The organism is Streptomyces sp. SD15, from assembly GCF_054462255.1.
In genome coordinates this window covers 142,597-168,434 of record NZ_JBTLMO010000016.1, presented here as the reverse complement: position 1 = coordinate 168,434, position 25,838 = coordinate 142,597, and the positions used below count along the sequence as shown (strand labels likewise).

Genomic DNA, 25,838 nt, shown 5'->3' with positions numbered 1-25,838 from the left:
GTGGGTTTCCGCAGGTCGCCCGGGTGGGGAAATCAGGGTGCCGCGGCGACGCGGCCCGCGACATCATCCAGGGATGAGCGAGGCGGCGGAAGAAGCGGAAGAGACGGCGGAGCGGAACGTGGAAGGGACGGCCGAGGAGAAGCGGGAGCGGCGGGGTGCCGCCTTGCGGGCGGCGCAGCGGGTGCTGTGGCGGCCCGGCTACCAGCAGACGGTCCGCGAGCGGCTGGCCTGGCTGAACGACGGGGCGGAGGGCGTGTACGACCTCGACCAGCCGGTCGACATGTATGGCGACCGGGTCGTCGAGACCTTGGAGGAGCGGGTCGCGGGCCTGCTCGGCAAGGAGGCCGCCGCTTTCTTCCCCACCGGCACCATGGCCCAGCAGGTCGCCCTGCGCTGCTGGGCGGGCCGCACCGGCAACGCGACCGTCGCGATGCATGCCCTCGGCCACCCGGAGACGTACGAGCGGCATGCGTTCAGCCAGGTCAGCGGCCTGCGCCCGGTCCGGGTGACGGGCGAGCCGCGGCTGCCGACCGCCGCCGAGATACGGGAGTTCGAGGAGCCGTTCGGGGCGCTGCTGCTGGAACTGCCGCTCAGGGACGCCGGTTTCGTACTGCCCTCCTGGGAGGAGCTCTGCGAGGTCGTGGAGGCCGCCCGGGAACGTGACGCGGTGGTCCACTTCGACGGAGCGCGGCTGTGGGAGTGCACCCCGCACTTCGGCCGGCCCCTGGACGAGATCGCGGGCCTCGCGGACAGCGTCTACGTATCGTTCTACAAGTCGCTCGGCGGGTTCGGCGGGGCGGCGATCGCGGGCCCGAGGACGCTGATCGACGAGGCGAAGACCTGGCGGCACCGGTACGGCGGCATGATCCTCCAGCAGTTCCCGACGGCGCTCGCGGCGCTCATCGGCCTGGAGCGGGACCTGCCCCGGCTGCCGGAATACGTGGCCCACGCGCGCGTGGTCGCCGCCGCCCTGCGCGAGGGGTTCGCGCAGACCGGGGTCCCGTGGGCGCGCGTCCACCCCGAGGAACCGCACACCCACCAGTTCCAGGTCTGGCTGCCGTACGACGCCGATGTCCTCACGGACGCGGCGATGCTGCACACCGAGGAGACGAAGACCGGTCTCTTCCCGCAGCGTTGGGTCCGTGGTGGTCCGGGGCTGGCGTTCACCGAGGTCACGGTGGCGGGGGCCGGTCTGGAGTGGACGGCGGACGACGTCAGGGCGGCCGCCGCGGACTTCGTGGGCTTCGTGGAGCGGCTGTCTCGCTGACGGCCGCTCCGGACGAAGGTCAGCAGCCGGCGGGCCGCCGCCCGTGCAGCCACCGGCCCAGGGCCTCCCGTATCCGCCCGTGGGCCGGGAGTCCCTCCAGGACCGCCCGGAACCGCCGGTATTCGCACAGTTCACGGGCGACCTGCCAGTCGTGCCGTCCGGGCGCGGGAGGGGCGCTCTCGCCGTGCTGCTGGGCCCGGTAGGTGTCGAGGAGGTACTGCTGGGTGATGCTCATGGCGGATCGCCTCTCGGGACGAGGAATGGGATCCGGAAGGCCCGCGGTGCCCCGGTGGTTCCAGGTTGCGCCTGCTCAGGGGCGTCTGTCGTCTCGATTGACGACCGGCGTCAATCGGCGGCGGCGTTGTCAGTGGCGGGGTGCACCATGAGGTCATGAGCGTGCGCATCGATGTCACCGGGCTGCGGCAGGAGCGGGTCTCCTTCGTGCCGTCCCCGCTCGCCGAGCTCGGTATGGCGCTGCACGCGCTGTCCGAGCCGGGGCACCACCCCGGTCTGCAGGGCTGGGCGACCGCCGTGACCGCCCGCCTTGACCCGCATCTCGCCGACCGGATGTGCGAGGCCGACTTCCTGTGGCGGACGACGTTCTCGGACCTGTTCCTGCCGTTCGCGGGCATCCCCGGCGGGACCACGCTCCCAGGCACGACCCTCGCCGAGGACCTGGATCTGCTGGACAAGCTGACGGACCAGCAGTTCGTGGACGCGGCCCTGGAGTTCACGTGCGCGCTGGCGTACGACTCGCAGGGCCCTGACGCGCTCTCCGACCCGGATGTGCGTCGGCGTGCCGTGGACCTGGCCGCCTCGCGCGGTCCGCAGCAGACGCGGTTCACCCGGCGGCTGCTGGACGATCCGCCGAGCGTGCGGGCCTGGCTGCGACAGTTCCTGGAGGACTGCGACGAGGCCTTCTTCGCCGAGGCCTGGTCGCGGCTGCGCCACCAGCTCGCGGCGGACGCCCGCCACAAGACGGACCTGCTCCGGCACAAGGGCCTGGCCGAGGCGCTGGCCTCGGTGTCCCCCGCGGTGGCGCTGGACGAGACGGCCGGGCGGCTCACCATCGACAAGCTGGCCGAGGGCCGCACGGTCACCGCGGACGGCGGCCTGCTGCTGGTGCCCACCAGCCTCGGCCGACCGCATCTCATGGTGCTGCACCGGTATCAGTGGCAGCCGGTGCTGCACTACCCCATCAGCTCGCCCGAGCTCGCCGCCCCGCCCTCCGTCGAGCAGCTGACCCTGCGGATGACCGCGCTGTCCCACCCGGTCCGCATGCGGATCTGCCGCCATCTGGCCCGCAGCGCGTACACCACGGGCGAGCTGGCACAGGTGCACGGGATGACGGCGCCCGAGATATCCCGGCATCTGAGCGTGCTGAAGAAGGCGGGCCTGATCACGACGCGTCGACGCGGGCGGTATGTGCTGCACCAGCTGGACGTCACCGTGGTCGCCCGGCTGGGCAGCGACTTCCTGGAGGGCCTGCTGCGCTGAGCCCGAGTGGCCACCGGTGCCGCCCCGCCCGGGTCACACCGTCAGCCGTGCCCGCCCGCCCGTACGAGCCCCGTCTCGTACGCGAGGACGACCACCTGCACCCGGTCCCGCAGCCCCAGCTTCGTCAGGATGCGCCCCACATGCGTCTTCACGGTCGCCTCGGACAGCACGAGGCGCGCCGCGATCTCCCCGTTCGACAGGCCCTGCGCGACCAGCACCATGACCTCCCCCTCCCGGTCGGTGAGCCGCTCCAGCCCCTTGTGCCGGGGCTCCTTGCCGGTGCTGGGCAGCATCGGCGCGAAGCGGTCGAGCAGGCGCCGGGTGGTGGAGGGCGCGACCACCGCGTCGCCGCTGTGCACGGAGCGGATGGCGGCGAGCAGCTCGCCGGGCGGCACGTCCTTGAGCATGAAGCCGGAGGCGCCCGCCTTCAGCCCGGAGAAGGCGTACTCGTCCAGGTCGAAGGTGGTCAGGATCAGCACCTTCGGCGGGTTGGGATCGGAGCAGATGCGACGGGTCGTCTCGACCCCGTCCAGCTTCGGCATGCGTACGTCCATCAGCACCACGTCGACCGCCGTGGACCGCAGTACCTGGAGGGCCTCGACGCCGTCGCCCGCCTCCGCCACGACCTCCATGTCCGGCTGAGCGGCGAGCACCATCCCGAAGCCGGTGCGCAGCAGCACCTGATCGTCGACGAGCATGACTCGGATCGCCATCGGGGCCTCTTCCATCTCTGTCAAAAGTCGAGAGTAAACAATCAAAAGGGTTCGTTACAGGTGTCAGTGGGCGGCTTTGAGCGGCAGCAGCGCGCTGATGCGGAAGCCTCCACCGGGCCGCGGTCCCGCGTCCAGGGTGCCGCCGACCATCCCGACGCGTTCCCGCATCCCGATCAGGCCGTGGCCCTGGCCGTCGGCGCCCCCCTCCTCGTACAGCTCGTGGGGTGCGCCCTTGCCGTCGTCCTCGACAAGCAGCCCGAGGCCGTCGTCGAAGTAGACCAGGCGCACGCTCGCGCCCGCGTTCGGACCGCCGTGCTTGCGCGTGTTGGTGAGCGCCTCCTGCACGATGCGGTACGCCGTGAGTTCCACCCCGCTGGGGAGGGGGCGCGGGGTGCCCTCGACCTTGAAGTCGACGGGGAGGCCCGAGGTGCGGCACTGCTCGATGAGGTCGTCGAGCTGTTCGACGTCCGGCTGCGGCACGTATTCGCCGCCCTCCTGGTGCTCACCGGTGCGCAGCACGCCGAGCAGGCGGCGCATCTCGGCGAGGGCCTGCCGGCCCGTTCCGGAGATGGTCTCCAGTGCCTTCCTGGCCTGGTCGGGAGCGGTGTCCATGACGTAGGCGGCGCCGTCGGCCTGCACCACCATCACCGAGACGTTGTGGGCGACCACGTCGTGCAGCTCGCGGGCGATCCGGGCGCGCTCTGCGGCGACGGCGACCTTGGACTGCGCCTCGCGCTCCTTCTCCAGCCGGGCGGCGCGCTCCTCGAGCTGGGCGAGGTAGGCGCGGCGGGTGCGGATCGAGTCCCCGAGGACCCAGGCGAGCGCGAACGGGACCGTCTGGAAGACCGTTATCAGGACGATGCCCGCCCCGCTCGTGCCCTCCTGTGGCCAGCGGATCTGCGAGACGGTCGCCGCGCACAGGCCGCCGGTCAGCGCGAGCCGGGAGGCCCAGCGGGCGCCGTCCGCGGCGACGGTGTAGATGATCACCAGCATCGCGAAGTCGGCGGGCACCACCTGGACGTCGAGGACCAACTGGACGACGCCTGCCGCGATCGCCAGGATCAACATCTTCTCGGGCACGCGGCGGCGCAGCGCGACGACCAGACACAACACGACGGCGATCGGGAGCGCCGCGGCGAGCGGCCCGTGGCGGTCCCGGGCATCGCCGACAGTCGTGAGGCTCACGCCGGTGATCCCGAGCAGGACGGCGGCCCAGAAGGCGTCGACCCACGTCGGGTACCTGCGGAGGAAGTCATAAAGGCGCTGCACGTAACCCAGAGTAGGGAAGCGCGCTGCGTGTAGGGGTCAACCGGAGGACCGATCCGCGAGGGGCGCTCGTACTCCCCAAGGTGGAGGCTCCCCCCATTCGCGACGCTTAGGGCCTGTCCGGCGGATCATGCCGGAGACGCGGGGTCTGGCACGCCGATCTGCGCTGACAGGGCGCCGCTGCTTCCCTCCGACCTGATCCGCCGGACAGGCCCTAGCCTGGCCCGGTGACACGTGCGGCGGCGGGCGAGTGGCGGGGTTGGCGCGAGGCGACGGAGGAGGCGCTGTACGGGCCCCATGGGTTCTACCGCAGGCCCGAGGGCCCCTCGGGCCACTTCCGCACCTCGGTGCACGCGTCCCCGCTGTTCGCCGGGGCCGTGGCCCGGCTGCTGTGCCGGCTCGACGAGGCCCTCGGCCGCCCCGGCCCGCTCACCTTCGTCGACATGGCGGCGGGCCGCGGCGAGCTGGTGACCGCCGTCCTCGCCGCGCTCCCCGCCGAAGTGGCCGCCCGCGCGCGCGGGTACGCCGTCGAACGCGCCGACCGCCCCGCCGGCCTCGATCACCGGATCGAGTGGCTCGCCGAGCCCCCGAAGGGCGTCACCGGGCTGCTGTTCGCCAACGAGTGGCTGGACAACGTGCCGGTGGACGTCGCCGAGGCGGACGCCGGGGGCGTACCGAGGCTGGTTCTGGTACGAGGTGACGACGGGGCCGAACGCCTCGGGGAACCCGTCGGGGAGGCGGACGCGGAGTGGCTGCGGAGGTGGTGGCCGCTCTCCTCCGAGGGGGACCGCGCCGAAATCGGGCGCCCCAGGGACACCGCCTGGGCCGATGCCGTCGCCACCCTCGACCGCGGTCTCGCCGTCGCCGTCGACTACGCGCACCTCGCCGCCACGCGGCCGCCCTTCGGGACGCTCACCGGATTCCGCGCGGGCCGGGAGACGGTGCCCGTACCGGACGGGTCGTGCGACATCACGGCGCACGTGGCGCTCGACGCGTGCACGCTGCCCGGGGGGCGCGTACTGACCCAGCGGACCGCGCTGCGCGCCCTGGGCGTGAGCGGCGCACGACCGGCACTCACGCTCGCCTCCACGGACCCCACCGCGTACATACGCGCCCTCGCGGGCGCCGGCGCGGCGGCGGAACTCACCGCACCCGGCGGCCTGGGCGACTTCGGCTGGCTGCTGCAGCCGGTGGGAATTCCGGACGCTCCCCTTGGGGGGCTGCTTGGCGACCTACTTGTCGATGTCCCCGACCACGAAGAACAGTGACCCCAAAATCGCCACCATGTCCGCGACCAGCGTGCCCGGCAGCAACTCGACCAGCGCCTGGATGTTGTTGAACGAGGCCGAGCGCAGCTTCAGCCGGTACGGGGTCTTCTCGCCCTTGCTGACCAGGTAGTAGCCGTTGATGCCGAGAGGGTTCTCGGTCCAGGCGTACGTGTGGCCCTCGGGCGCCTTCAGAACCTTGGGCAGCCGCTGGTTGATCGGCCCCGGCGGCAGCTCGGCAAGCCGGTCGAGGCAGGCGTCCGCGAGGTCGAGCGCGTTGTGCGTCTGCTCCAGGAGGCACTCGAAGCGGGCCAGACAGTCGCCCTCCTGGCGCGTGACCACCTTCAGGGTGTCCTGGAGCTGCCCGTAGGCGAGGTACGGCTCGTCGCGACGCAGATCGAAATCGACGCCGGAGGCGCGCGCGATCGGCCCGCTCACCCCGTAGGCGTGCACGGCCTCCGGCGCGAGGGCGCCCACGCCCCGCGTACGCCCCCGGAAGATCTCGTTCCCGAGCACCAGGTCGTCGTACACGCCCATCCGCGAGCGCAGCGACGTCACGGCGCCACGCGCGCGCGTGGTCCATCCGGCCGGAAGGTCCTCCTTGAGGCCCCCGACGCGGTTGAACATGTAGTGCATGCGCCCGCCGGAGACCTCCTCCATGACGTGCTGAAGATCCTCGCGCTCCGTGAAGGCGTAGAAGATCGGGGTGATCCCGCCCAGCTCCAGGGGGTAGGAGCCCAGGAACATCAGGTGGTTCAGGACGCGGTTGAGCTCCGCGAGCAGTGTGCGCATCCACACCGCGCGCTCGGGGACCTCCATGCCGAGCATCCGCTCCACGGCGAGGACCACGCCCAGCTCGTTCGAGAAGGCGGAGAGCCAGTCGTGGCGGTTGGCGAGCATGACGATCTGGCGGTAGTCGCGCGCCTCGAAGAGCTTCTCCGCGCCGCGGTGCATATAGCCGATGACCGGCTCCGCGTGCTGGATCCGCTCGCCGTCCAGAACCAGCTTCAACCGCAGCACACCGTGGGTGGACGGGTGCTGGGGCCCGATGTTGAGCACCATGTCGGTGCTCTCCGCGGCGCCGCCGATACCGACCATGGTCTCCGTCGTGGGAGTCATGGGAACAGTCTCTCGTACGTACCCTTGCGGCATGGAGACGGGGAGCACGGAAACCGCGGGCAATACGGCGACGGAGCCGGTCTGGACCGGGCTGCCTCCGGGGCTGCTGCGGATGCGCCGCCTGCTGCTGGTGGTGTGGCTGGGACTGCTGACGATCGGCGTGGGCCTGCTGCTGGGGCTGCTCGCGGGCGTCGTCTGGGCGGCCTTCGCGCTGTTGCCGCTCGCCCTGCTGGTGTGGGGCTGGCACATGCTGGGGCGCAACTGGCTCTCCTGGCGGTACGCCGAGCGCGCGGACGACCTGCTGATCAGCCGGGGGGTGCTGTTCCGCGAGGAGACCGTGGTGCCGTACGGACGGATGCAGCTGGTCGAGGTGACCTCCGGGCCCGTCGAGCGGCACTTCGGGCTCGCGAGCGTGCAGCTGCACACGGCTGCCGCGGCGACGGACGCGTGCATTCCGGGCCTGGACCCGGCCGAGGCCGAGCGGCTGCGCGACCGGCTGACCGAGCTGGGCGAGGCCCGATCGGCGGGGCTGTGACGACGCCGGGCGCCGAGGACGCCGTATCGGAGGCGAAGCCGCTGGTCGAGCGGCGGCTGCACCCCGTGACGCCGTTCCGGCGCGCCTGGGCGCCCGTCGCCGTGGTCGCCGGATGGGCCGTGCACGACCCCAACCAGGCGCAGGAGCAGCTGACCAGACTCACCACGACCGCGCTGCTCGTCGGGCTCGCCGTGATCGTCCCGGCGGCCGCCCTCTACGGCTTTCTGAGCTGGTGGTTCACGCACTTCGCGGTGACCGAGACCGAACTGCGCATCCGTACCGGCCTGGTGTTCCGGCGCACCGCGCACATCCGGCTCGACCGGCTCCAGGCCGTCGACGTCACCCAGCCGCTGCTGGCCCGCGTCGCGGGCGTCACCAAACTCAAACTCGACGTCATCGGGACGGACAAGAAGGACGAACTCGCCTTCCTCGGCGAGGACGAGGCACGCGTTCTGCGGGCCGAACTCCTGGCCCGCGCCGCTGGTTTCGCCCCCGAGACGGCGCACGAGGTCGGCGAGGCGCCGGTACGACAGCTGGTGCACGTTCCGGCGGGCGTGCTGGCCGTCTCCCTGGTGCTGACCGGCGCCACCTGGGGCTCCCTGGCCGCCGCGCTCGTCGTACCCCCGGTGTTGTGGTTCGCCACCCACAGCGTGTGGACGGTTCTCGCGACCGCGCTGCCGCTGCTCGGCGCGGCGGGTGCGAGCAGCGTGGGGCGGTTCGTCGGCGAGTACGACTGGACGGTGGGCGAGTCCCCGGACGGACTCCGCATCGACCGCGGGCTCCTCGACCGTACGCACGAGACGGTGCCGCCCGGACGCGTGCAGACCGTACGGATCGTCGAGCCGCTGCTGTGGCGGCGGCGCGGGTGGGTACGGGTCGAGCTGGACGTCGCGGGGTCGTCGAACTCCGTCCTCGTGCCCGTCGCTCCGCGCGCGGTCGCCGAGTCGGTGATCACAAGGGTGCTGCCGGGAGCGACGGTGCCTGCCGCGCTGTCGCGGCCGCCGCGCCGGGCGGGATGGTGCGTGCCGTTCTGGTGGCGGGGGTACGGGCTCGCCGTCACCGACACCGTCTTCGTGGCACGGCACGGGCTGCTGCGCCGCAGCCTCTCGCTCGTGCCGCACGCGAAGGTCCAGAGCGTACGGCTGGCACAAGGGCCCTGGAAACGCCTCAGGCGGGTCGCCGACGTCCATGTGGACACGGGGGCGAACAAGACGGTGACGGCGCGGCTGCGGGATGCCTCGGAGGCGGCGGAACTGCTTCAGTCGCAGGCCGACCGGTCGCGGACGGGGCGGCGGGAGGCGCTGCCGGATCGGTGGATGGCGTGACGGACTTGGGCCTGTCCGGCGGAACAGGTCGCAGGAAAGCAACGGAGCCTGATCAGCGCCGGTGAGCGGGGCCTGGTGCGTCCAACTGCAAGGCGGAGGAGGGCGTCGACGCGATGGGGGTCCCCCCGCTCGAGCGAAGCCGAGAGCTTGGGGGCGGGCGTGCCAGGCCCCGCGTCTGCGGCATGATCCGCCGGACAGGCCCTTGGGGGCAGTGGCTGGTGCCACTGCCCCCAAGTAATCCGTCAATCCGTGAGTCGGTCCGTGCGCGAACTGTCCGGTGGTACCGGCGCGTTCAGGAAACCGCGCTCCGCAGCTCCGCCACGTCGATCCGCTCGGTCTCGTCGTGCGCGGTCAGGTCGATGACCTGACCGACGCCGCGGTATTCCTCGTCCGCGGGCTTGAAACCGGACTCGGCCTCGGCCTTGTGCAGAGCGAGCGCCTCCTGGCCGACCACGTCCGCGAGGTCCTCGTTCTGTACGGAGTCCAGCGCGTCGGACGACGTCCCCTTCTGCGTACCGAAGAAGTCGAACCCGCCCTCGACCGACGGGCGCCGCACGGGTGCGGCCGGTACGACGGCCACCGCGGTCGGCACGGCGAAGTGCCCGGAGGGACGGGAAGGCTTGACGGACTTCACGGGCTTCACGGGCGTCACCGGCACCACAGAACGGGACGCCTCGGCGGGCTGCGCCGAGGCGGACGTGGGTACGGCGGCCGAGCGCTCATGCTCGTCAACCGCCTCGGGCTTCCCCTGTGCCTCGCCCTCCTCCGCGGCGGCGTCCGCCGACTGGCCCGTCTCAGTGGAACCGCCCTGCGCGAGCTCTCCGTTCGCGGACTCGCCCGTCACGGACCCGTTGTACGCGGAACCGTCCGTCGAGGTCTCGCCCTTCGTCAGCTCGCCCTGGACTGCCTCGGCGGCGTCGTCGTTCTCGGGTACGGAGCGGGACTCGGGCTCGGGTTCGGGCTCGGGGTCAGGGTCAGGCTCGGGGTCGGAGTCCGAAGCGGCTTCGGTGTCGGTGTCGGCTTCGGTGTCGGCTTCGATTTCGGCTTCGGCGTCCGCGGCGCCGCTCGCGATCCGGCTCAGCGCCGCGTTGGCCCGCAGGAAGAGCGACGACCCGGTCGGCGAGAAGACCTCGGGAGACGCGGGCGCATCCGTGGACTCGTCGTCGGACTCGTCGTCGGACTCGTCGGCGGGCTCCGTCTCGGTGGCCTCCGTCTCGGTGGCCTCCGTCTCGGCGGGCTCCGTCTCGGCGGCCGCTTCCTCGCTCGGGTCTTCGCTCGCCGCAGCCACGCTTTCGAGCGTTTCCGGGGTAGCTGCCGGCTCCACGGACTCCGCCGCAGCCGTCGAGGCGGCGGGCAACGCACGAGCGGGCTCCGACGTCTCTATCGCAAGCAGCCGGCGTCCCTCCAGAGCGGTCGCCCGCTCCGTCTCCGCCGTGGCGTACCGCCGTAGCAGCGCCGCGTGTTCGTTGCGCAGGCCCGCCAGCTCCGCCCGCTTCGCGCGCAGCTTGTGCTCGAGCTTGGTGCGCAGCTCACGCGACTCGTCGAGGTCGGTCTCCAGTTCGGCGACGCGCTCCTCGTGGCGCCACTCGTCGCTCGCACGCGCGCGCGTGAGGTCCGCGACCCGCTTGCCCGCCGCCGTGTCCCAACGGCGCATGACGAACCCGCCCGCCACGGCCGTCACCGCGGCACCCGCGGCCAGCATGCGGAGCACCAGTGGCTCCGTGAACAGCCAGGGCCCCACGGCGCAGACGAGCGAGACGCCTGCGATCGCCGACGGAGGCAGCAGCCTGTGCAGAGGCGGGGAATGGCGGTGACGTCCACGTGGCATGGCCAGAAACTTACCGCGCGTAGGCGAATCTTGGTGCCCCGCACGGTAAAAACACAGCCACCCCGAAGCCTTCGCACCGCCCCGGGCACCCCCAAGAGCGCACTACTCCTTGATCGGTTCCCCAGCCTCGCCCGCTCCGCTCCTTCACAGGGCTTGCCCCGGACTTTCCCTGCCTTTTAGAACGGCTTTCCGGTGGGGAGTGAACCTGACCCCCCAAGACACCGTCCTAGAGGGCGCAATGTCGCCGGATGCCGGATTGGCACCGGATTCGAGGTCTCTCGCAGAACCACGGGATGCGATGTCTGTCAGGATAGATGGGGATATGCCGGGCGCGATTCCAGGCCGCCCCGGCAGGACACGGCGCCTGGTCCGCGGTCCGCGCCCGGAGGCCGTATCCACCCTCGTCGCCAGCGCCTGCGCACTCGTAGGGCTCCTGGACATCGCCGCCGGCGTCTTCCCGCACTTCCGGCGCAGCCGTATGCACGCCATCGCCGAAATACTGCCCGGCGCGCTCGGCCCGTTCGCCGCGGCGCTGTCGCTCGGCGTGGGTGTGCTTCTGCTGCTTCTGGCTCACGGGTTGCGCCGCCGCAAGCGCCGGGCGTGGCGGGCCGCCGTGGTCCTGCTGCCGGCCAGCGCCGTCGCGCAGTTCGCGTACCGTCACTCGGTCATCGGTGCCGTCATCTCCCTCGCGCTGCTCGCGCCGCTGCTGCGTCACCGGAGGGAGTTCGAGGCCCTGCCCGATCCACGCAGCCGCTGGCGCGCGCTCGCCAACTTCGTGCTCATGGGCGCCGGTTCCCTCGTCCTCGGACTCGTCATCGTCGGCGCCAACGAGAACCGGATGATCGGCGACCCGAGCCTGGCCGACCGCATCACGCACGTCCTGTACGGCATGTTCGGCTTCGAAGGCCCCGTCGACTACACCGAACCCACCTCCTGGACGGTCGCCTTCTCGCTCGGCGCGCTCGGCCTGCTGACCGCCGTCACAACGATCTACCTGGCCTTCCGCCCCGAACACCCCGCCGCACGCCTCACTCAGGACGACGAGACCCGGCTGCGCGCCCTCCTGGCCAAGCACGGCGCCCGCGACTCGCTCGGTCACTTCGCACCGCGCCGCGACAAGGCCGTCGTCTTCTCGCCCAGCGGCAAGGCGGCCGTCACCTACCGCGTGGTCTGCGGTGTGATGCTCGCCGGCGGCGACCCCATCGGCGATGTCGAGGCCTGGCCCGGCGCCATGGAACGCTTCATGGACGAGGCGAAGGCCCACTCCTGGACCCCTGCCGTCATGGGCTGCTCCGAGACGGGCGGCGAGGTGTGGACCCGCGAGACCGGGCTCGACGCCCTCGAACTGGGCGACGAGGCGGTGGTGGACGCCACGGATTTCTCCCTGGCCGGGCGCTCGATGCGGAACGTTCGCCAGATGGTGAAACGCATCGAACGTGCCGGTTACGAGACCCGGGTACGACGCATCCGTGACCTCGGCGAGGGTGAGCTGGACCGGATACGGCGCGCCGCGGACCTGATGCGCCGCGACCGCGACCTCCCGCGCATCGGCTTCGCCGCCCTGCAGGCGGAGGGCTTCGTGAACCTGGCGCTTCCGCGCCCGCTGCGCCGCCGCACACCGACTCCCCGCCCTTGTCCGCACAGGGTCACGGAGCGCGGGTCAGCGCGGCGTAGCCCCGCCGCGCGGGGTTCGGCGGTTCGAGGGGACCACTGGACGGACCGATACAGGTGGCGGCGGGAAAGCATGGCCGCGAAGCGGCCTAGGCTGGACATATGAGCATCGAGCGCGAGCGCGGGCGCATCCGCGGCCAAGTCGCCGGACTGCCGACATGGGACCGCTGCGCGGTCATGGGAGTCGTCAACGTAACCCCGGACTCCTTCTCCGACGGTGGCCGCTGGTTCGACACGACGGCCGCCGTCAAGCACGGCCTGAGCCTGGTCACCGAGGGCGCGGACCTCGTGGACGTCGGCGGCGAGTCCACCCGCCCCGGCGCCACCCGTGTGGACGAGGAGGAAGAGCTCAAGCGCGTCATCCCCGTTGTCCGCGGCCTCGCCTCCGAGGGCGTCACCGTCTCCGTGGACACCATGCGCGCGTCCGTCGCCGAACAGTCGCTCGCCGCGGGCGCCGCCCTCGTCAACGACGTCAGCGGCGGCCTCGCCGACCCCGCCATGATCCCGACCGTCGCCGCGGCCGGCGCCCCCTTCGTGGTCATGCACTGGCGCGGCTTCCTGGAGGGCGGCAACGTGCGGGGGACGTACGAGGACGTCGTCTCCGAAGTCGTCGACGAGCTGCACGCACGCGTGGAGGCCGTACTGGCGGGCGGCATCGCCGCCGACCGGATCGTCGTCGACCCGGGCCTCGGCTTCTCCAAGGACTCCGAACACGACCTGACGCTGCTGGCCCACCTCGACCGGCTGCGCGACCTCGGCCATCCGCTGCTCGTCGCCGCGTCCCGCAAGCGGTTCCTGGGCCACGTCCTGGCGGGCCCGGAAGGCGTCCCGCCCGCGCGCGAGCGGGACGCCGCCACCGCCGCCGTCTCCGCACTCGCCGCGCACCAGGGCGCGTGGGCGGTCCGGGTCCACGAGGTACGGGCCACCGCCGACGCCGTACGAGTCGCCCGGGCCGTAGAGGGAGCCCTGTGAGCGCACCCCGCACCGACGTCGAGCAGGTCGAACTGGCCAACACCGCCTTCTACGAGGCGCTGGAACGGGGAGACTTCGAAGAGCTGTCGTCGCTCTGGCTGGCCCCGCTGGACACCGCCGACGACGACATCGAGGGGGACGGCGCGATGATCTCCTGCGTCCACCCCGGCTGGCCGGTCCTCAGCGGCCGCGGCGAGGTCCTGCGCTCGTACGCGCTGATCATGGCGAACACCGAGTACATCCAGTTCTTCCTCACCGACGTGCATGTGTCCGTCACCGGTGACGCCGCGTTGGTGACCTGCACCGAGAACATCCTCAGCGGCGGCCCCGCACCGGACGACAGCGACGAGCTGGGCCCGCTCGTCGGCCAGCTGGTCGTCGCCACCAATGTGTTTCGGCGCACGGTCGACGGCTGGAAGCTCTGGTCGCACCACGCCTCCCCCGTCCTCGCCGAATCCGGCGAGGAGGAGGACGAGGACACGGCCGGTTGAGGAGTGGTTGGAATCACCTACTGCCGGGTACGGGCGGCTACCAACCCATGAGCCGCCGTATTCCCCAGGGGAAACACCCGATGAAGCCTGATGACCATCAGGTGGGCGCGCGCGCCCACAGGCGAGCTTTGTCAGTGGCCGCAGGTAGATTCGTTTGAGGCCAAAGATGTGCCGACCGCAACCGGTTCATGATGGCTCGGGGTCTGGGGCCCGCGGCGAAGCCGCCAAGGGATACAGCCCGGAAAGCACTGTCCGACGATTGCAGGAGTGATTCGCGTGGATCGTGTCGCGCTGCGCGGCCTCAAGGCCCGTGGGCACCACGGTGTCTTCCAGAAGGAACGCGAAGAGGGCCAGACCTTCATCGTGGACCTGTCGCTGGGCCTGGACACCCGGCCGGCCGCGGCCGACGACGACCTGACGAAGACCGTGCACTACGGCATCGTGGCGGAGGAGGTCGTGGCCGTCGTCGAGGGAGAGCCCGTCGACCTCATCGAGACACTCGCCGAGCGCATCGCCCAGGCCTGCCTGAAGCACGACGGGGTACAGGAGGTCGAGGTCTGCGTCCACAAACCGGACGCGCCGATCACGGTCCCCTTCGACGACGTCACCGTCACCATCACCCGGAGCCGAGTATGACCGCCTTCTTCACCGAGGGTCAGAGCGACCCGACCGTACAGCCGGTGCCCGCCTCCGTGGTGGAGCGGGTGGACGCCGCCGACACAACTCTGCAGAACCCCAAGCGCGCGGTGATCTCCCTCGGCTCGAACCTGGGCAACCGCCTGGAGACCCTCCAGGGAGCCATCGACGCCCTGGAGGACACCCCTGGCGTCCGCATCAAGGCAGTCTCCCCCGTCTACGAGACGGAGCCGTGGGGCGTCGAACCGGGCAGCCAGCCGACGTACTTCAACGCGGTCGTGGTCCTCAGGACCACCCTCCCCCCGTCCTCGCTCCTGGAGCGCGCGCACGCGGTCGAGGAGGCCTTCCATCGCGTACGCGACGAGCGCTGGGGCCCCCGCACGATCGACGTGGACATCGTGGCGTACGCCGATGTCATCTCCGGCGACCCGGTTCTGACCCTCCCTCACCCGCGCGCCCACGAGCGGGCCTTCGTCCTCGCCCCCTGGCTCGACGTGGAGCCCGAGGCGCAGTTGCCCGGCCGCGGCCCCGTGGCCCAGCTCCTCGCCGATGTCGCCCTGCACGGAGTCGCGCCCCGTGCCGACCTGGAACTCAGGCTGCCCGAGTAGTCGTTAAGGTCAAGGCGACCAGTGGCCGGACGACCGTCCGCAGGGAAGAGCCCTGTTGTGGGCCGCCACACGCGATCCCGAGGGGAACTGAGTGAAAGAGCTGCGCATCAGGACGCTGGCCGTCGTGTTCGTCGTGGCCGGTGTGCTGTCCTGGGCGGGCGCCCGCCTGTGGAACGCGGTCGGCACACTCCCCCGGGTCCCCCTCGCCGCCCCCATCGTGCTGGCCCTGATCGCCGTTGTCCTCCTCGCGACGGCGCTCTCACTGCGCACCCGCCTCAAGGCCCAGCGTGAGCGCCGCCCCGGCGCCAAGGGCGTCGACCCGCTGATGGCGGCCCGCGCGGTCGTCTTCGGCCAGGCGAGCGCCCTGGTCGCCGCCCTGGTGGCGGGCATGTACGGCGGCACGGGCGTGTTCCTGCTCGAATCCCTGGACATCCCCGCCCGCCGCGACCAGGCCATCTACGCCGGCTTCTCCGTCCTGGCCGGCATCGGCGTCATAGCGGCCGCCTTCTTCCTGGAGCGCGTCTGCAAACTCCCGGAGGACGACGACACCAACGGCGGGACGGCTCCGGCGGCTTAGGGCCTGTCCGGCGACGGCCGATCGGCGTCAGCGCGCCATGATCAGGCTCATCGCCTCATTACGGGTGGCCGGATCCCGCAGTTGCCCACGCACCGCCGACGTGATGGTCTTCGCGCCGGGCTTGCGTACCCCTCGCATCGACATGCACATGTGCTCGCATTCGACGACGACGATCACACCGCGCGGCTCAAGGATCTTCATCAGCGAGTCGGCGATCTGGGTCGTCAGCCGCTCCTGCACCTGCGGGCGCCGTGCATACACATCCACGAGGCGGGCCAGCTTCGAGAGACCCGTGATCTTGCCGTCGACGGACGGAATGTACCCGACGTGGGCAACTCCGACGAAGGGGACCAGGTGATGTTCACAGCTGCTCAGCACCTCGATGTCCTTCACCAGGATCATCTCGTCGTGCCCCAGGTCGAACGTCGTCGTGAGCACGTCCTCCGGCTGCTGCCACAGGCCCGCGAATATCTCCCTGTACGCCCTGGCAACCCGCGCCGGCGTCTCCCGCAGCCCCTCCCGGTCCGGGTCCTCGCCGACCGCGATCAGCAGCTCTCGCACCGCGTTCTCGGCGCGCTTCTCGTCGAACTCGCCGATCGCGCCCTCGCCGTCCAGCGTCACGGGGTCGGTCATGTGGTCCTCGTTCCTGTGCCTCTCACGCGTGCGGGTCGACGTGCCCAACCTGCGTGTATACCAAAATGCCGTACCCCCCAGGCTAGAACCAGGGGGGCACGGCATTCATTCCGGGCCTGGTGAGGCCACCAGGAGCCGGCGAAGGTCAGCTCTCCGGGCGGTCCTCCGGAGCCGTTTCCTTCACCTGGACGGACTCCGTCACATTGGCGATGGCCGGCGTCGCGCCGTTCGACCCGTTCGTCAGCGACAGCTCCTTGGGGGAGAGCACCGGCGGGCGGGTGGACGGGGTGCGCCGGGAGGAGCCGGTCCACGCGGGGCGGGCCGGGCGCTTGACGATCGGAGCGAAGATCTCGGCGATCTGATCCTTGCTCAGCGTCTCCTTCTCCAGCAGCTGGAGCACCAGCTGATCGAGGACGTCGCGGTTCTCGACCAGGATTTCCCAGGCCTCGTTGTGCGCGTTCTCGATGAGCTTCTTGACCTCTTCGTCGACGAGCGCGGCGACCTCTTCCGAGTAGTCACGCGGGTGCGACATCTCCCGGCCCAGGAAGGGCTCGGTGTTGTCGCCGCCGAACTTGATCGCGCCGAGACGCTCGGTCATGCCGTACTGCGTGACCATCGCGCGGGCCGTTGCCGTGGCCTTCTCGATGTCGTTCGCAGCGCCCGTGGTCGGGTCGTGGAAGACGAGCTCCTCGGCCGCGCGGCCGCCCAGCATGTAGGCAAGCTGGTCCAGCATCTCGTTGCGCGTCGTGGAGTACTTGTCCTCGTCCGGCAGGACCATCGTGTAGCCGAGGGCACGGCCACGCGACAGGATCGTGATCTTGTGGACCGGGTCGGAGTTCGGAGACGCCGCCGCGACCAGGGCGTGGCCGCCCTCGTGGTACGCGGTGATCTTCTTCTCCTTGTCCGACATGATCCGGGTCCGCTTCTGCGGGCCCGCGACCACGCGGTCGATCGCCTCGTCCAGCATGTTGTTGTCGATCAGCTTGCCGTTGCTGCGCGCGGTGAGCAGCGCCGCTTCGTTCAGCACGTTCGACAGGTCCGCGCCGGTGAAGCCCGGCGTGCGCCGAGCGACCGCCGAGAGGTCGACGTCCGGGGCGACCGGCTTGCCCTTCTGGTGAACCTTGAGGATCTCCAGGCGGCCCTGCATGTCCGGGCGGTCGACCGCGATCTGACGGTCGAAGCGGCCGGGGCGCAGGAGGGCCGGGTCGAGGATGTCGGGCCGGTTCGTGGCGGCGATGAGGATCACGCCGCCCTTCACGTCGAAGCCGTCCATCTCGACGAGCAGCTGGTTCAGCGTCTGCTCGCGCTCGTCGTGACCGCCGCCGAGGCCGGCGCCGCGATGGCGGCCGACCGCGTCGATCTCGTCGACGAAGACGATCGCCGGAGCGTTCGCCTTGGCCTGTTCGAAGAGGTCACGGACTCGGGAGGCACCGACACCGACGAACATCTCGACGAAGTCGGAACCCGAGATCGAATAGAAGGGAACGCCGGCCTCACCCGCGACGGCGCGCGCGAGGAGCGTCTTACCGGTACCGGGAGGCCCGTACAGGAGCACACCCTTGGGGATCTTCGCCCCGACGGCCTGGAACTTGGCCGGCTCCTGGAGGAACTCCTTGATCTCGTGGAGTTCCTCGACGGCCTCGTCCGAGCCCGCGACGTCCGCGAACGTCGTCTTCGGGGTGTCCTTGGTGATGAGCTTCGCCTTGGACTTCCCGAAGTTCATGACTCGGGAGCCGCCGCCCTGCATCTGGTTCATCAGGAACAGGAAGACGACCACGATGAGGACGAAGGGGAGCAGGGAGAGCAGGATCCCGAGGAAGGCGTTCTGCTTGGTCGGGGAGACCGTGTAGCCGTCCGGGATCTGCTTGGTCTGGTACTTGTCCTGGAGTGTGTTGGCCAGAGTCACGCCCTGGTCGCCGATGTAGCTCGCCTGGATCTTCGAGCTGCCGTCGACCTTCTCGCCGTCCTTGAGCTGGACCTTGATGGTCTGCTCGTCGCCGGTGGTCAGCTTGGCCTCTTGGACCTTGTTGTCATTGATCGCCTGGACGACCTGGCCGGTGTCCACCGTCTTGTAGCCGCCGGACGAACCGACGACCTGCATCAACACGACCACGGCAAGGACGGCCAGCACGATCCACATGACCGGCCCACGGAAGTATCGCTTCACGTCCATCCATACGGAGCGGTGCCGCCCCGTCCCTCCTGCCATAGTGAGTTTGATAAAGACTTTTAAAGACTGTTCTTCGGACGGTACCCCAGCATTGTCACCCGATGCCGCAGGGGACGACTGGCAATCCCGCCCACGCCTGCTTCAACGGCGCGAAACCCGCTGGGGTTCCCGATCGTCTTACGACGATGGGGACCGGGAGGTTCAGCCGCCGTAGACGTGAGGCGCGAGCGTACCGACGAACGGCAGGTTGCGGTACTTCTCCGCGTAGTCGAGGCCGTACCCGATGACGAACTCGTTCGGGATGTCGAAGCCGACCCACTCCACGTCGATCGCGACCTTGGCCGCGTCCGGCTTGCGCAGCAGCGTGCACACCTTGAGGGAGGCCGGCTCGCGGGAGCCGAGGTTGGAGATCAGCCAGGACAGCGTCAGCCCGGAGTCGATGATGTCCTCGACGATGAGGACGTGCTTGCCCTTGATGTCGGTGTCGAGGTCCTTGAGGATCCGCACCACCCCGGAGGACTGGGTGCCCGCGCCGTACGACGACACCGCCATCCAGTCCATCGTGACGGGGGTGGACAGCGCACGCGCGAGGTCCGCCATGACCATCACGGCGCCCTTGAGGACACCGACGATCAGCAGGTCCTTGCCCGCGTACTCCGCGTCGATCTTCGCGGCCAGCTCAGCCAGCTTGGCGTCGATCTCTTCCTTGGTGATGAGCACCGACTTGAGGTCGGTGCCCATGTCTTTCGCGTCCACCCGCATCACTTTCGGTCGTCCGTCACACCAGCCGCTCGGACCGCCCGCGCCCCGCGTGAGCGGTCCCGGTGGAGGGTCCGGTTTCAGCCTTGCCGAATCACCAGTCTGCCACCCTGCCGCTGTGCGACGACTTTGCCCGGGAGATTGATGGCCCCCTGGCCGCGCCAGCCGGTGATCAGCCGGTCGACTTCCTCGATGTGACGGGCGAAAAGCGAACCGGCCGGAGCGCCCGCCTCGATGGCGGCGCGGCGCAGGATGCGGCGGCGCACGGCGGGCGGCAGGGCGTAGAGCTTCGCGCACTCCAGGAGGCCCGCAGCGTCGCGTACGGAGGCCTCGGCCTGGCCGGCCCAGGCGTCGAGGGCGTCGGCGTCGTCGCGGGAGAGCTGGGCCGTACGGGCGAGCGCTTCGACGACACCCTTGCCGAGCGCCTTCTCCAGGGCGGGCAGACCCTCGTGACGCAGCCGCGAGCGGGTGTACGCCGGGTCGGCGTTGTGCGGGTCGTCCCAGACGGGCAGCGACTGGACCATGCAGGCCTTGCGGGCGGTCTGCCGGTCCAGGTGCAGGAACGGACGCCGGTAACGGCCGCCGGCCCCCGAGACCGCGGCCATTCCGGACAGGGAGCGGATGCCGGAGCCGCGGGCGAGGCCGAGCAGAACCGTCTCGGCCTGGTCGTCGCGGGTGTGGCCGAGCAGGATCGCGACGGCGCCATGGCGCTCGGCGGCGGCGTCCAGGGCGGCGTACCGGGCGTCGCGCGCGGCCGCTTCTGGTCCGCCGTCGCGGCCGACCGTGACGGCGAGGGATTCGACGGGGGTCATGCCCAGCTCGACGAGGCGTCCGACGACGTCGCCGGCGCGCAGATCGGAACCGGACTGCAGACCGTGGTCCACGGTGATGCCACCGGCGCGGATGCCGAGTTTGGGGGCTTCGAAGGCGAGCGCGGAGGCGAGCGCCATGGAGTCGGCGCCGCCGGAGCAGGCTACGAGGACGAGCGGGGAGGACTCGCCTGGAGGGGGTTTGTGGTCGATGAGGATGTCGTGGAGTACGCGGCGAACCGCCAGGCGTATCGCCGCGACCGCAGGATGGGGACCCATGTCCGGTTCCCTTCATGAAGTTTTCGGGGGGTGAGCCAGCTTCGGTCACTCAGAGTGTGTAGATGGTGACAGAAACCGGCCGTTCCCCGAGCATTGCACGCCCACGCATGGCTCACGGTCCCTCGGACGGGTGATTGGAGGGGCGTTCACCTGCCGTCGGCCGGATTCGTTTCACGACTCTCCCGTAGGGTTCACGACTCTGCCTTGCGATGCACCCGCGCGACCCAGTCCGCCGGTTTGGCGATCTCCGTCTTGGTCGGGAGGGTGTTCGGGGAAGTCCACACCCGGTTGAACCCGTCCATACCCACCTGTTCGACGACCGCGCGAACGAACCGCTCACCGTCGCGGTACTGCCTCAGCTTGGCGTCCAGACCCAGCAGTTTGCGCAGGGCGAGGTCCAGACGGGAGGCCCCCCGGGCCCGCCGTTGCTGGAATTTCTCGCGGATCTCGCTCACGGACGGGACCACGGCCGGCCCCACACCGTCCATGACGAAGTCCGCGTGGCCCTCCAGGAGGGACATCACGGCGGTCAGCCGGGCGAGGATCTCCCGCTGAGCCGGAGTCTGCACGATCTCGACCAGCGACCGGCCGCCGTCCTCCTCCTCGCCCTCGGGCCGCCCGCCCGCGAGCGACTGGGCGGCTTCCCTGATCCGCTCCAGAACCGTCATGGGGTCGACCTCGGTCTCTCCCAAGAAAGACTGGATTTCGCCCTCGAGGTGGTCGCGCAGCCAGGGCACGGCCGTGAACTGGGTGCGGTGCGTCTCCTCGTGCAGGCACACCCAGAGGCGGAAGTCGTGGGGCTCCACGTCGAGTTCGCGCTCCACGTGGACGATGTTCGGCGCGACCAGCAGGAGCCGCCCACCACCGCTCGCCGCGTCAGGGGGGCCACCGGCCGGGAGCTCCCTCGTCGCCGGCGCGAAGGTCTCGTACTGCCCGAGGACCCGCGACGACAGGAACGACAGCAGCATGCCCAGCTCCACGCCGGTGACCTTGCCGCCGACGGCGCCGAGGACCGCTCCCCCGGGGCTGCTCCCGCGCCGCTCCTGCATCTTGTCCAGCAGGGGCTTGAGGAGCTCACGGAACCCGGCGACGTTCGCCCGCACCCAGCCGGGGCGGTCGACGACGAGTACGGGGGTGTCGTGGGTGTCCTCCGTGCCCATACGAGTAAAGCCGCGGACGTGTTCCTCGGAGGCCTTCGCATGTCGGCGCAGCTCCGCGACGACGTCTCGGGCCTCGTCGCGGCTCACCTCGGGGCCAGGCCGCACGAGTCGTGTCGCGGTCGCCACCGCGAGATTCCAGTCGACCATCTCGGCACCACCGATGCTCGTCATGCGTCAACCGTACGTGAGCGGGTCCGACTGCGGTGAGGTCCTGTTCGGCGGATCATGCCGGAGAGGCGGGGTACGGGAGGCCGGGCGCCGCCCGGGGAGGGCCCGACGGGGTCCGCGGCAACGGCCGTGGCCCCTACCTGCAGCCGCACGCCGCCAGCGCCGTTGCCGTGCGGTCCAGGGCCGACTGGGCCGCCACCGGGTCCGGAGGACTGGCCTCGTCGGACGTGAGGAAGGCGAAGGCCAGGAGGCGGCCGTCGGTGTCCACCACGGTGCCCGCCAAGGTGTTCACGCCCGTCAGCGTGCCGGTCTTGGCGCGTACGACGCCGGTGCCCGAGGAGTAGGCCGTGTAGCGGTCGCTGAGGGTGCCGGTGAAGCCCGCGACCGGCAGGCCCGTGAGGACCGTGCGGAGTTCGGGGTGGGCCGGGTCGCCGGCCTTCGCGAGCAGCGCGGTGAGCAGGTCGGCGGTGAGCCGGTCGGCGCGGTTCAGGCCGCTGCCGTCCTCGAAGTGCGCGCCGGACAGCGGGAGTCCGAGCTTCTTCAGCTGTGCGCCGATCGCCTTCGCGGCGCCCGCGAAGTCGGCCTGCTCGCCCGTGGCGAGGGCGACCTGTCGGGCCATGGCCTCCGCGATGTCGTTGTCGCTGTTCGTCAGCATCCGCTCGATGAGGGAGGACAGGGGCGGCGAGGAGACCGAGGCGAGGGCCTGCGAGCGGTTCGTGGCCTTCGAAGGCCCGGGGACCGTCGTCTTGATGCCCTTGGTGTGGAGCAGGTCCGCGAACTTCCGGGCCGCGTCCGCCGCCGGGTCCGCGGTGCGGGTGGCCGGGCCGCTGGTCGAGTCGTCGGTGCGGCCCTCGTCGACCATCAGGGCGCTGACCGGCGCGAGGTTGGGGTTGGTGCCGATGGGGTGCAGTGTGGAAGGGGAACCCGGGTACAGCGAGGTGTCGTACGAGAGCGTCACCTGGTCCAGGTGACGGGCCTTCAGGGCCCTCGCCGTGTCGTCGGCGAGGGTGCGCAGACTGGCGAGGCCGTCCGCCTCCGCGCGAGCGGTCAGGGTCGGGTCGCCGCCGCCGACGAGCACGATCTCCTTGGTGTCGGGTTCCAGGACCGTACGGGTCTCGATGCGGTGGTCGGCGCCCGCGGTGGAGAGCGCGGCGACGGCGGTGGCGATCTTCGTGGTGGAGGCCGGGGTCTGCGCCTGGTCGGCGTCCTTGCCGTACAGCCGCTTACCGGTCGCCACGTCGACGACCACGGCCGTGCGCCGCGCACCCAGGGCGGGATCGGCGAGGAGCTTGTCGAGGGTGCTCGCGAGGGCCTGTTCGGTCGGCGGCGGCACCGAGCCCGTGGAACCGCCGAGGCCGGTCAGTACGGACGCGGCGCTGGGTGCGGGCTTCGGGGCCGTGGGGTACGTATCGGAATTACGTCCGTGATCTGCGCCACCCTCCGGGGCCCGCGATGCGGCCCAGTCGCGCTCGGCCGTACGCTGACCGGAGGAGTCCCAGGGACCGGCCACGGCCACCGCTCCGGCCGCGAGCGCCAGGCCCGCGGTGGCGGCGACGGTTGTGAGCTGCGGAGTCGTGAACTTCACGGAACGCGGCCGGACGGCTTGAGCAACCCGCAGCACGCGCGGTTGCACGGACTGCGTGATCCGCGCGACCTGCGGCCGAACGGACTGTGCGACCCGCACCATGTGCGGCCGAACGGTCCGCGCGACCCGCACCACATGCGGTCTCGCGGCCCGCCAAGCCCTCAGCTCTGGCACGATCACCAGCCCCTTTCGCGATCACACACCTGCGTGAGGGACACTTAACCACCAGAACTATGTGCTGATCATGGAGGAGCCACCGGTGGAGTTCGACGTCACGATCGAGATTCCGAAGGGTTCGCGGAACAAGTACGAGGTGGACCACGAGACCGGTCGGATCCGCTTGGACCGTCGACTCTTCACCTCGACCAGTTACCCGGCCGACTACGGCTTCGTCGAGAACACCCTCGGCGAGGACGGCGACCCGCTGGACGCGCTGGTCATCCTGGACGAGCCGACCTTCCCCGGTTGCCTCATCCAGTGCCGCACGATCGGCATGTTCCGTATGACGGACGAGGCCGGCGGCGACGACAAGCTGCTGTGCGTCCCGGCGCACGACCCGCGTGTGGAGCACCTGCGCGACATCCACCACGTGTCGGAGTTCGACCGCCTGGAGATCCAGCACTTCTTCGAGGTCTACAAGGACCTGGAGCCCGGCAAGTCCGTCGAGGGCGCCAACTGGGTGGGCCGTACGGAGGCCGAGGCCGAGATCGAGCGTTCCTACAAGCGTCTCAAGGAGCAGGGCGGTCACTGACCCTCCTGTGCCGTGCGGGCCGCGTGACCCCTGCCGGGGTGGCGCGGCCCGTTCGCGTATCGGTGCGCATACTGAGGCGTACTGGATGTACGTAGTCGGGAGCAGTTGGTGACCGAGGCGGAGGACCGCAAACCGCAGTCGGACGAGGCGAGGAGTGCCTTCGCCCAGCCGGACGGCGTGGCACCGGCGGTCGAGGACGAGTCGGGGACCACCTCGGAGTTCGCGATCCCGGAAGGGCTGGTGCCGCCGGAGTCGGCGGCTGCCGAGGAGTCCGAGGGGTCGGCGTTCAGCACCCCGCGCACCTACCACGCGAAGCACGCTCCGCCCGCGTTCACGCCGCCGGGGGGCATCCCCGCGGTCAGTCTGACCAAGGACGTGCCCTGGCAGGACCGGATGCGCACGATGCTGCGCATGCCGGTGGCCGAGCGTCCCGCGCCCGAACCGGTGCACAAGGAGGACGAGGCGGGGCCCGCCGTCCCGCGCGTGCTCGATCTGACGCTGCGCATCGGTGAGTTGCTCCTCGCCGGCGGTGAGGGCGCCGAGGACGTGGAGGCGGCCATGTTCGCCGTCTGCCGCTCCTACGGCCTGGACCGCTGCGAGCCGAACGTCACCTTCACCCTGCTGTCGATCTCGTACCAGCCGTCCCTGGTGGACGACCCGGTGACGGCTTCGCGGACCGTACGCCGCCGCGCCACGGACTACACGCGGCTCGCGGCCGTCTACCGGCTCGTCGCCGATCTGAGCGACCCGGAGACCGCGGTCTCCCTGGAGGACGCCTACCGGCGGCTCGCCGAGATGCGGCGCAACCGTCACCCGTATCCCGGCTGGGTGCTGACCGCGTCCGGCGGGCTGCTCGCCGGTGCGGCCTCGGTGCTCGTCGGCGGTGACGCGATCGTGTTCGTCGCCGCGGCGCTCGGCGCGATGCTGGGCGACCGACTGGCGTGGCTGTGCGCGGGGCGCGGGCTGCCGGAGTTCTACCAGTTCACGGTGGCCGCCATGCCGCCCGCGGCGATAGGGGTCGCACTCCAGCTCGCGCACGTCGACGTGAAGGCGTCCGCGGTGATCACCGGTGGGCTGTTCGCGCTGCTGCCCGGGCGGGCGCTCGTCGCGGGCGTGCAGGACGGGCTGACCGGCTTCTACATCACCGCGTCCGCGCGCCTGTTGGAGGTCATGTACCTCTTCGTGGGCATCATCGTCGGCGTCCTCCTGGTCCTCTATTTCGGCGTGAAGTTCGGCGCCGAGCTCAATCCGGACCAGGCCCTGAGCGTCTCCGAGCGGCCCCTGGTGCAGATCGCCGCGTCGATGCTGCTGTCGCTGACCTTCGCGATCCTGCTCCAGCAGGAACGATCCACCGTGCTGGCGGTGACCCTCAACGGAGGCGTCGCCTGGTCGGTGTACGGCGCGATGCACTACTCGGGCGGCATCTCACCGGTCGCCTCCACGGCCGTCGCGGCGGGCCTGGTGGGCCTCTTCGGGCAGCTTCTGTCCCGCTACCGCTTCGCCTCCGCGCTGCCGTACACGACCGCGGCGATCGGGCCCCTGTTGCCAGGATCGGCCACCTACTTCGGGCTGCTGTCGATCGCCCAGAACGACATCGACCAGGGGCTCGTGTCCCTCAGCAAGGCCGCGGCGCTGGCGATGGCCATCGCGATCGGTGTGAACCTGGGGTCGGAGATCTCGCGGCTGTTCCTACGCGTGCCGATCGGCGCCGCCGGGGGGCGGCAGGCCGCGAAGCGGACGCGAGGGTTCTAGGA

The 25,838-nt window shown here is 70.8% G+C and carries 24 protein-coding genes; 13 read left to right on the top strand and 11 right to left on the bottom strand.

Annotation, left to right across the window (positions count from 1 at the left end; genetic code table 11):
* Nucleotides 1-73 precede the first annotated feature (73 nt).
* Nucleotides 74-1,267, top strand: a complete 1,194-nt coding sequence (locus ACX28W_RS18420; protein ID WP_459000045.1) for a threonine aldolase family protein — start codon at nucleotides 74-76, stop codon at nucleotides 1,265-1,267.
* Nucleotides 1,268-1,286: 19 nt separating this feature from the next.
* On the opposite strand, the gene ACX28W_RS18415 is transcribed toward ACX28W_RS18420, so the two are convergent.
* Entirely contained in the window at nucleotides 1,287-1,502 is a 216-nt protein-coding gene (locus ACX28W_RS18415; RefSeq protein WP_459000044.1) for a hypothetical protein, read from the bottom strand.
* A 155-nt stretch (nucleotides 1,503-1,657) separates the two neighbouring features.
* Here ACX28W_RS18415 and ACX28W_RS18410 point away from each other — a divergent pair, with 155 nt between their 5' ends.
* Nucleotides 1,658-2,764 (top strand): DUF5937 family protein, encoded by a 1,107-nt coding sequence (locus ACX28W_RS18410; protein WP_459000043.1) that lies wholly within the window; start codon nucleotides 1,658-1,660, stop codon nucleotides 2,762-2,764.
* Nucleotides 2,765-2,805: 41 nt separating this feature from the next.
* Here the strand turns inward: ACX28W_RS18410 and ACX28W_RS18405 are convergent, their stop codons facing one another.
* Together ACX28W_RS18405 and ACX28W_RS18400 are read right to left on the bottom strand one after the other, a co-directional pair.
* Nucleotides 2,806-3,477 (bottom strand): response regulator transcription factor, encoded by a 672-nt coding sequence (locus tag ACX28W_RS18405; RefSeq protein ID WP_459000068.1) that lies wholly within the window; start codon nucleotides 3,475-3,477, stop codon nucleotides 2,806-2,808.
* A gap of 63 nt (nucleotides 3,478-3,540) precedes the next feature.
* Nucleotides 3,541-4,746 (bottom strand): sensor histidine kinase, encoded by a 1,206-nt coding sequence (locus tag ACX28W_RS18400; RefSeq protein ID WP_459000042.1) that lies wholly within the window; start codon nucleotides 4,744-4,746, stop codon nucleotides 3,541-3,543.
* Nucleotides 4,747-4,970: 224 nt separating this feature from the next.
* Here ACX28W_RS18400 and ACX28W_RS18395 point away from each other — a divergent pair, with 224 nt between their 5' ends.
* Nucleotides 4,971-6,011, top strand: coding sequence for an SAM-dependent methyltransferase (locus tag ACX28W_RS18395; protein ID WP_459000041.1), 1,041 nt, complete (start codon nucleotides 4,971-4,973; stop codon nucleotides 6,009-6,011).
* Here the strand turns inward: ACX28W_RS18395 and ACX28W_RS18390 are convergent.
* On the bottom strand, nucleotides 5,976-7,127 hold the full coding sequence (locus ACX28W_RS18390) for an NADH-quinone oxidoreductase subunit D (RefSeq protein ID WP_362085625.1): 1,152 nt from the start codon (nucleotides 7,125-7,127) through the stop codon (nucleotides 5,976-5,978). The two genes, ACX28W_RS18395 and ACX28W_RS18390, sit on opposite strands and share 36 nt — an antisense overlap.
* 31 nt (nucleotides 7,128-7,158) lie before the next feature.
* On the opposite strand from ACX28W_RS18390, the gene ACX28W_RS18385 reads away from it, so the two are divergent.
* Both ACX28W_RS18385 and ACX28W_RS18380 read left to right on the top strand, forming a co-directional pair.
* Nucleotides 7,159-7,662 carry a PH domain-containing protein gene (locus tag ACX28W_RS18385; protein ID WP_459000040.1) on the top strand — a complete coding sequence of 168 codons (504 nt, stop codon included), beginning with the start codon at nucleotides 7,159-7,161 and terminating at the stop codon, nucleotides 7,660-7,662.
* A complete protein-coding gene (locus tag ACX28W_RS18380) occupies nucleotides 7,659-8,987 on the top strand; it encodes a PH domain-containing protein (protein ID WP_459000039.1) in 1,329 nt (442 codons plus the stop codon). The genes ACX28W_RS18385 and ACX28W_RS18380 overlap by 4 nt, the downstream gene beginning before the upstream one ends.
* A 292-nt stretch (nucleotides 8,988-9,279) precedes the next feature.
* Here ACX28W_RS18380 and ACX28W_RS18375 read toward each other — a convergent pair whose 3' ends face one another.
* The gene (locus tag ACX28W_RS18375; protein WP_459000038.1) at nucleotides 9,280-10,815 is read right to left on the bottom strand and encodes a hypothetical protein; all 1,536 of its coding nucleotides are present in this window, start codon (nucleotides 10,813-10,815) and stop codon (nucleotides 9,280-9,282) included.
* 322 nt (nucleotides 10,816-11,137) lie between these two features.
* Here ACX28W_RS18375 and ACX28W_RS18370 point away from each other — a divergent pair, with 322 nt between their 5' ends.
* The 6 genes from ACX28W_RS18370 to ACX28W_RS18345 all read left to right on the top strand — a co-directional run bounded on the left by ACX28W_RS18370 (nucleotide 11,138) and on the right by ACX28W_RS18345 (nucleotide 15,770).
* Nucleotides 11,138-12,592, top strand: coding sequence for a phosphatidylglycerol lysyltransferase domain-containing protein (locus ACX28W_RS18370; RefSeq protein ID WP_459000037.1), 1,455 nt, complete (start codon nucleotides 11,138-11,140; stop codon nucleotides 12,590-12,592).
* Nucleotides 12,589-13,458 (top strand): dihydropteroate synthase, encoded by an 870-nt coding sequence (folP, locus tag ACX28W_RS18365; RefSeq protein ID WP_459000036.1) that lies wholly within the window; start codon nucleotides 12,589-12,591, stop codon nucleotides 13,456-13,458. Before ACX28W_RS18370 ends, folP begins: the two co-directional genes overlap by 4 nt.
* Entirely contained in the window at nucleotides 13,455-13,949 is a 495-nt protein-coding gene (locus tag ACX28W_RS18360; RefSeq protein WP_459000035.1) for a nuclear transport factor 2 family protein, read from the top strand. Before folP ends, ACX28W_RS18360 begins: the two co-directional genes overlap by 4 nt.
* A gap of 276 nt (nucleotides 13,950-14,225) precedes the next feature.
* Entirely contained in the window at nucleotides 14,226-14,585 is a 360-nt protein-coding gene (folB, locus tag ACX28W_RS18355; RefSeq protein WP_362085646.1) for a dihydroneopterin aldolase, read from the top strand.
* Nucleotides 14,582-15,193, top strand: coding sequence for a 2-amino-4-hydroxy-6-hydroxymethyldihydropteridine diphosphokinase (gene folK, locus ACX28W_RS18350; RefSeq protein WP_459000034.1), 612 nt, complete (start codon nucleotides 14,582-14,584; stop codon nucleotides 15,191-15,193). The genes folB and folK overlap by 4 nt, the downstream gene beginning before the upstream one ends.
* Before the next feature lie 91 nt (nucleotides 15,194-15,284).
* The gene (locus ACX28W_RS18345; protein WP_459000033.1) at nucleotides 15,285-15,770 is read left to right on the top strand and encodes a DUF3180 domain-containing protein; all 486 of its coding nucleotides are present in this window, start codon (nucleotides 15,285-15,287) and stop codon (nucleotides 15,768-15,770) included.
* Between the two features lie 27 nt (nucleotides 15,771-15,797).
* On the opposite strand, the gene folE is transcribed toward ACX28W_RS18345, so the two are convergent.
* The 6 genes from folE to dacB form a co-directional block, all read right to left on the bottom strand.
* A complete protein-coding gene (folE, locus tag ACX28W_RS18340; protein WP_459000032.1) occupies nucleotides 15,798-16,403 on the bottom strand; it encodes a GTP cyclohydrolase I FolE in 606 nt (201 codons plus the stop codon).
* 145 nt (nucleotides 16,404-16,548) lie between these two features.
* Nucleotides 16,549-18,576, bottom strand: coding sequence for an ATP-dependent zinc metalloprotease FtsH (gene ftsH, locus ACX28W_RS18335; RefSeq protein ID WP_459000067.1), 2,028 nt, complete (start codon nucleotides 18,574-18,576; stop codon nucleotides 16,549-16,551).
* 198 nt (nucleotides 18,577-18,774) lie between these two features.
* Nucleotides 18,775-19,335, bottom strand: coding sequence for a hypoxanthine phosphoribosyltransferase (hpt, locus tag ACX28W_RS18330; RefSeq protein WP_037625953.1), 561 nt, complete (start codon nucleotides 19,333-19,335; stop codon nucleotides 18,775-18,777).
* A gap of 77 nt (nucleotides 19,336-19,412) precedes the next feature.
* A complete protein-coding gene (tilS, locus tag ACX28W_RS18325) occupies nucleotides 19,413-20,420 on the bottom strand; it encodes a tRNA lysidine(34) synthetase TilS (RefSeq protein ID WP_459000031.1) in 1,008 nt (335 codons plus the stop codon).
* A gap of 191 nt (nucleotides 20,421-20,611) precedes the next feature.
* Nucleotides 20,612-21,751, bottom strand: coding sequence for a zinc-dependent metalloprotease (locus ACX28W_RS18320; protein WP_459000030.1), 1,140 nt, complete (start codon nucleotides 21,749-21,751; stop codon nucleotides 20,612-20,614).
* A 133-nt stretch (nucleotides 21,752-21,884) separates the two neighbouring features.
* On the bottom strand, nucleotides 21,885-23,513 hold the full coding sequence (gene dacB, locus ACX28W_RS18315; protein ID WP_459000029.1) for a D-alanyl-D-alanine carboxypeptidase/D-alanyl-D-alanine endopeptidase: 1,629 nt from the start codon (nucleotides 23,511-23,513) through the stop codon (nucleotides 21,885-21,887).
* 79 nt (nucleotides 23,514-23,592) lie between these two features.
* Here dacB and ACX28W_RS18310 point away from each other — a divergent pair, with 79 nt between their 5' ends.
* Together ACX28W_RS18310 and ACX28W_RS18305 are read left to right on the top strand one after the other, a co-directional pair.
* Complete coding sequence (locus tag ACX28W_RS18310) at nucleotides 23,593-24,084, top strand: inorganic diphosphatase (protein ID WP_168529311.1); 492 nt, start codon at nucleotides 23,593-23,595, stop codon at nucleotides 24,082-24,084.
* Nucleotides 24,085-24,192: 108 nt separating this feature from the next.
* Nucleotides 24,193-25,836, top strand: a complete 1,644-nt coding sequence (locus tag ACX28W_RS18305) for a threonine/serine exporter family protein (RefSeq protein WP_459000028.1) — start codon at nucleotides 24,193-24,195, stop codon at nucleotides 25,834-25,836.
* The last annotated feature ends 2 nt before the right edge of the window (nucleotides 25,837-25,838 follow it).

What these genes read in the sequence shown, in the direction of transcription:
- ACX28W_RS18420 (WP_459000045.1), top strand. Translation starts at nt 74, where the DNA reads ATGAGCGAGGCGGCGGAAGAAGCGGAAGAGACGGCGGAGCGGAACGTG.
- ACX28W_RS18415 (WP_459000044.1), bottom strand. Translation starts at nt 1,502, where the DNA reads ATGAGCATCACCCAGCAGTACCTCCTCGACACCTACCGGGCCCAGCAG.
- ACX28W_RS18410 (WP_459000043.1), top strand. Translation starts at nt 1,658, where the DNA reads ATGAGCGTGCGCATCGATGTCACCGGGCTGCGGCAGGAGCGGGTCTCC.
- ACX28W_RS18405 (WP_459000068.1), bottom strand. Translation starts at nt 3,477, where the DNA reads ATGGCGATCCGAGTCATGCTCGTCGACGATCAGGTGCTGCTGCGCACC.
- ACX28W_RS18390 (WP_362085625.1), bottom strand. Translation starts at nt 7,127, where the DNA reads ATGACTCCCACGACGGAGACCATGGTCGGTATCGGCGGCGCCGCGGAG.
- ACX28W_RS18385 (WP_459000040.1), top strand. Translation starts at nt 7,159, where the DNA reads ATGGAGACGGGGAGCACGGAAACCGCGGGCAATACGGCGACGGAGCCG.
- ACX28W_RS18375 (WP_459000038.1), bottom strand. Translation starts at nt 10,815, where the DNA reads ATGCCACGTGGACGTCACCGCCATTCCCCGCCTCTGCACAGGCTGCTG.
- ACX28W_RS18370 (WP_459000037.1), top strand. Translation starts at nt 11,138, where the DNA reads ATGCCGGGCGCGATTCCAGGCCGCCCCGGCAGGACACGGCGCCTGGTC.
- folP (WP_459000036.1), top strand. Translation starts at nt 12,589, where the DNA reads ATGAGCATCGAGCGCGAGCGCGGGCGCATCCGCGGCCAAGTCGCCGGA.
- folK (WP_459000034.1), top strand. Translation starts at nt 14,582, where the DNA reads ATGACCGCCTTCTTCACCGAGGGTCAGAGCGACCCGACCGTACAGCCG.
- folE (WP_459000032.1), bottom strand. Translation starts at nt 16,403, where the DNA reads ATGACCGACCCCGTGACGCTGGACGGCGAGGGCGCGATCGGCGAGTTC.
- ftsH (WP_459000067.1), bottom strand. Translation starts at nt 18,576, where the DNA reads ATGGACGTGAAGCGATACTTCCGTGGGCCGGTCATGTGGATCGTGCTG.
- hpt (WP_037625953.1), bottom strand. Translation starts at nt 19,335, where the DNA reads ATGCGGGTGGACGCGAAAGACATGGGCACCGACCTCAAGTCGGTGCTC.
- tilS (WP_459000031.1), bottom strand. Translation starts at nt 20,420, where the DNA reads ATGGGTCCCCATCCTGCGGTCGCGGCGATACGCCTGGCGGTTCGCCGC.
- ACX28W_RS18320 (WP_459000030.1), bottom strand. Translation starts at nt 21,751, where the DNA reads ATGACGAGCATCGGTGGTGCCGAGATGGTCGACTGGAATCTCGCGGTG.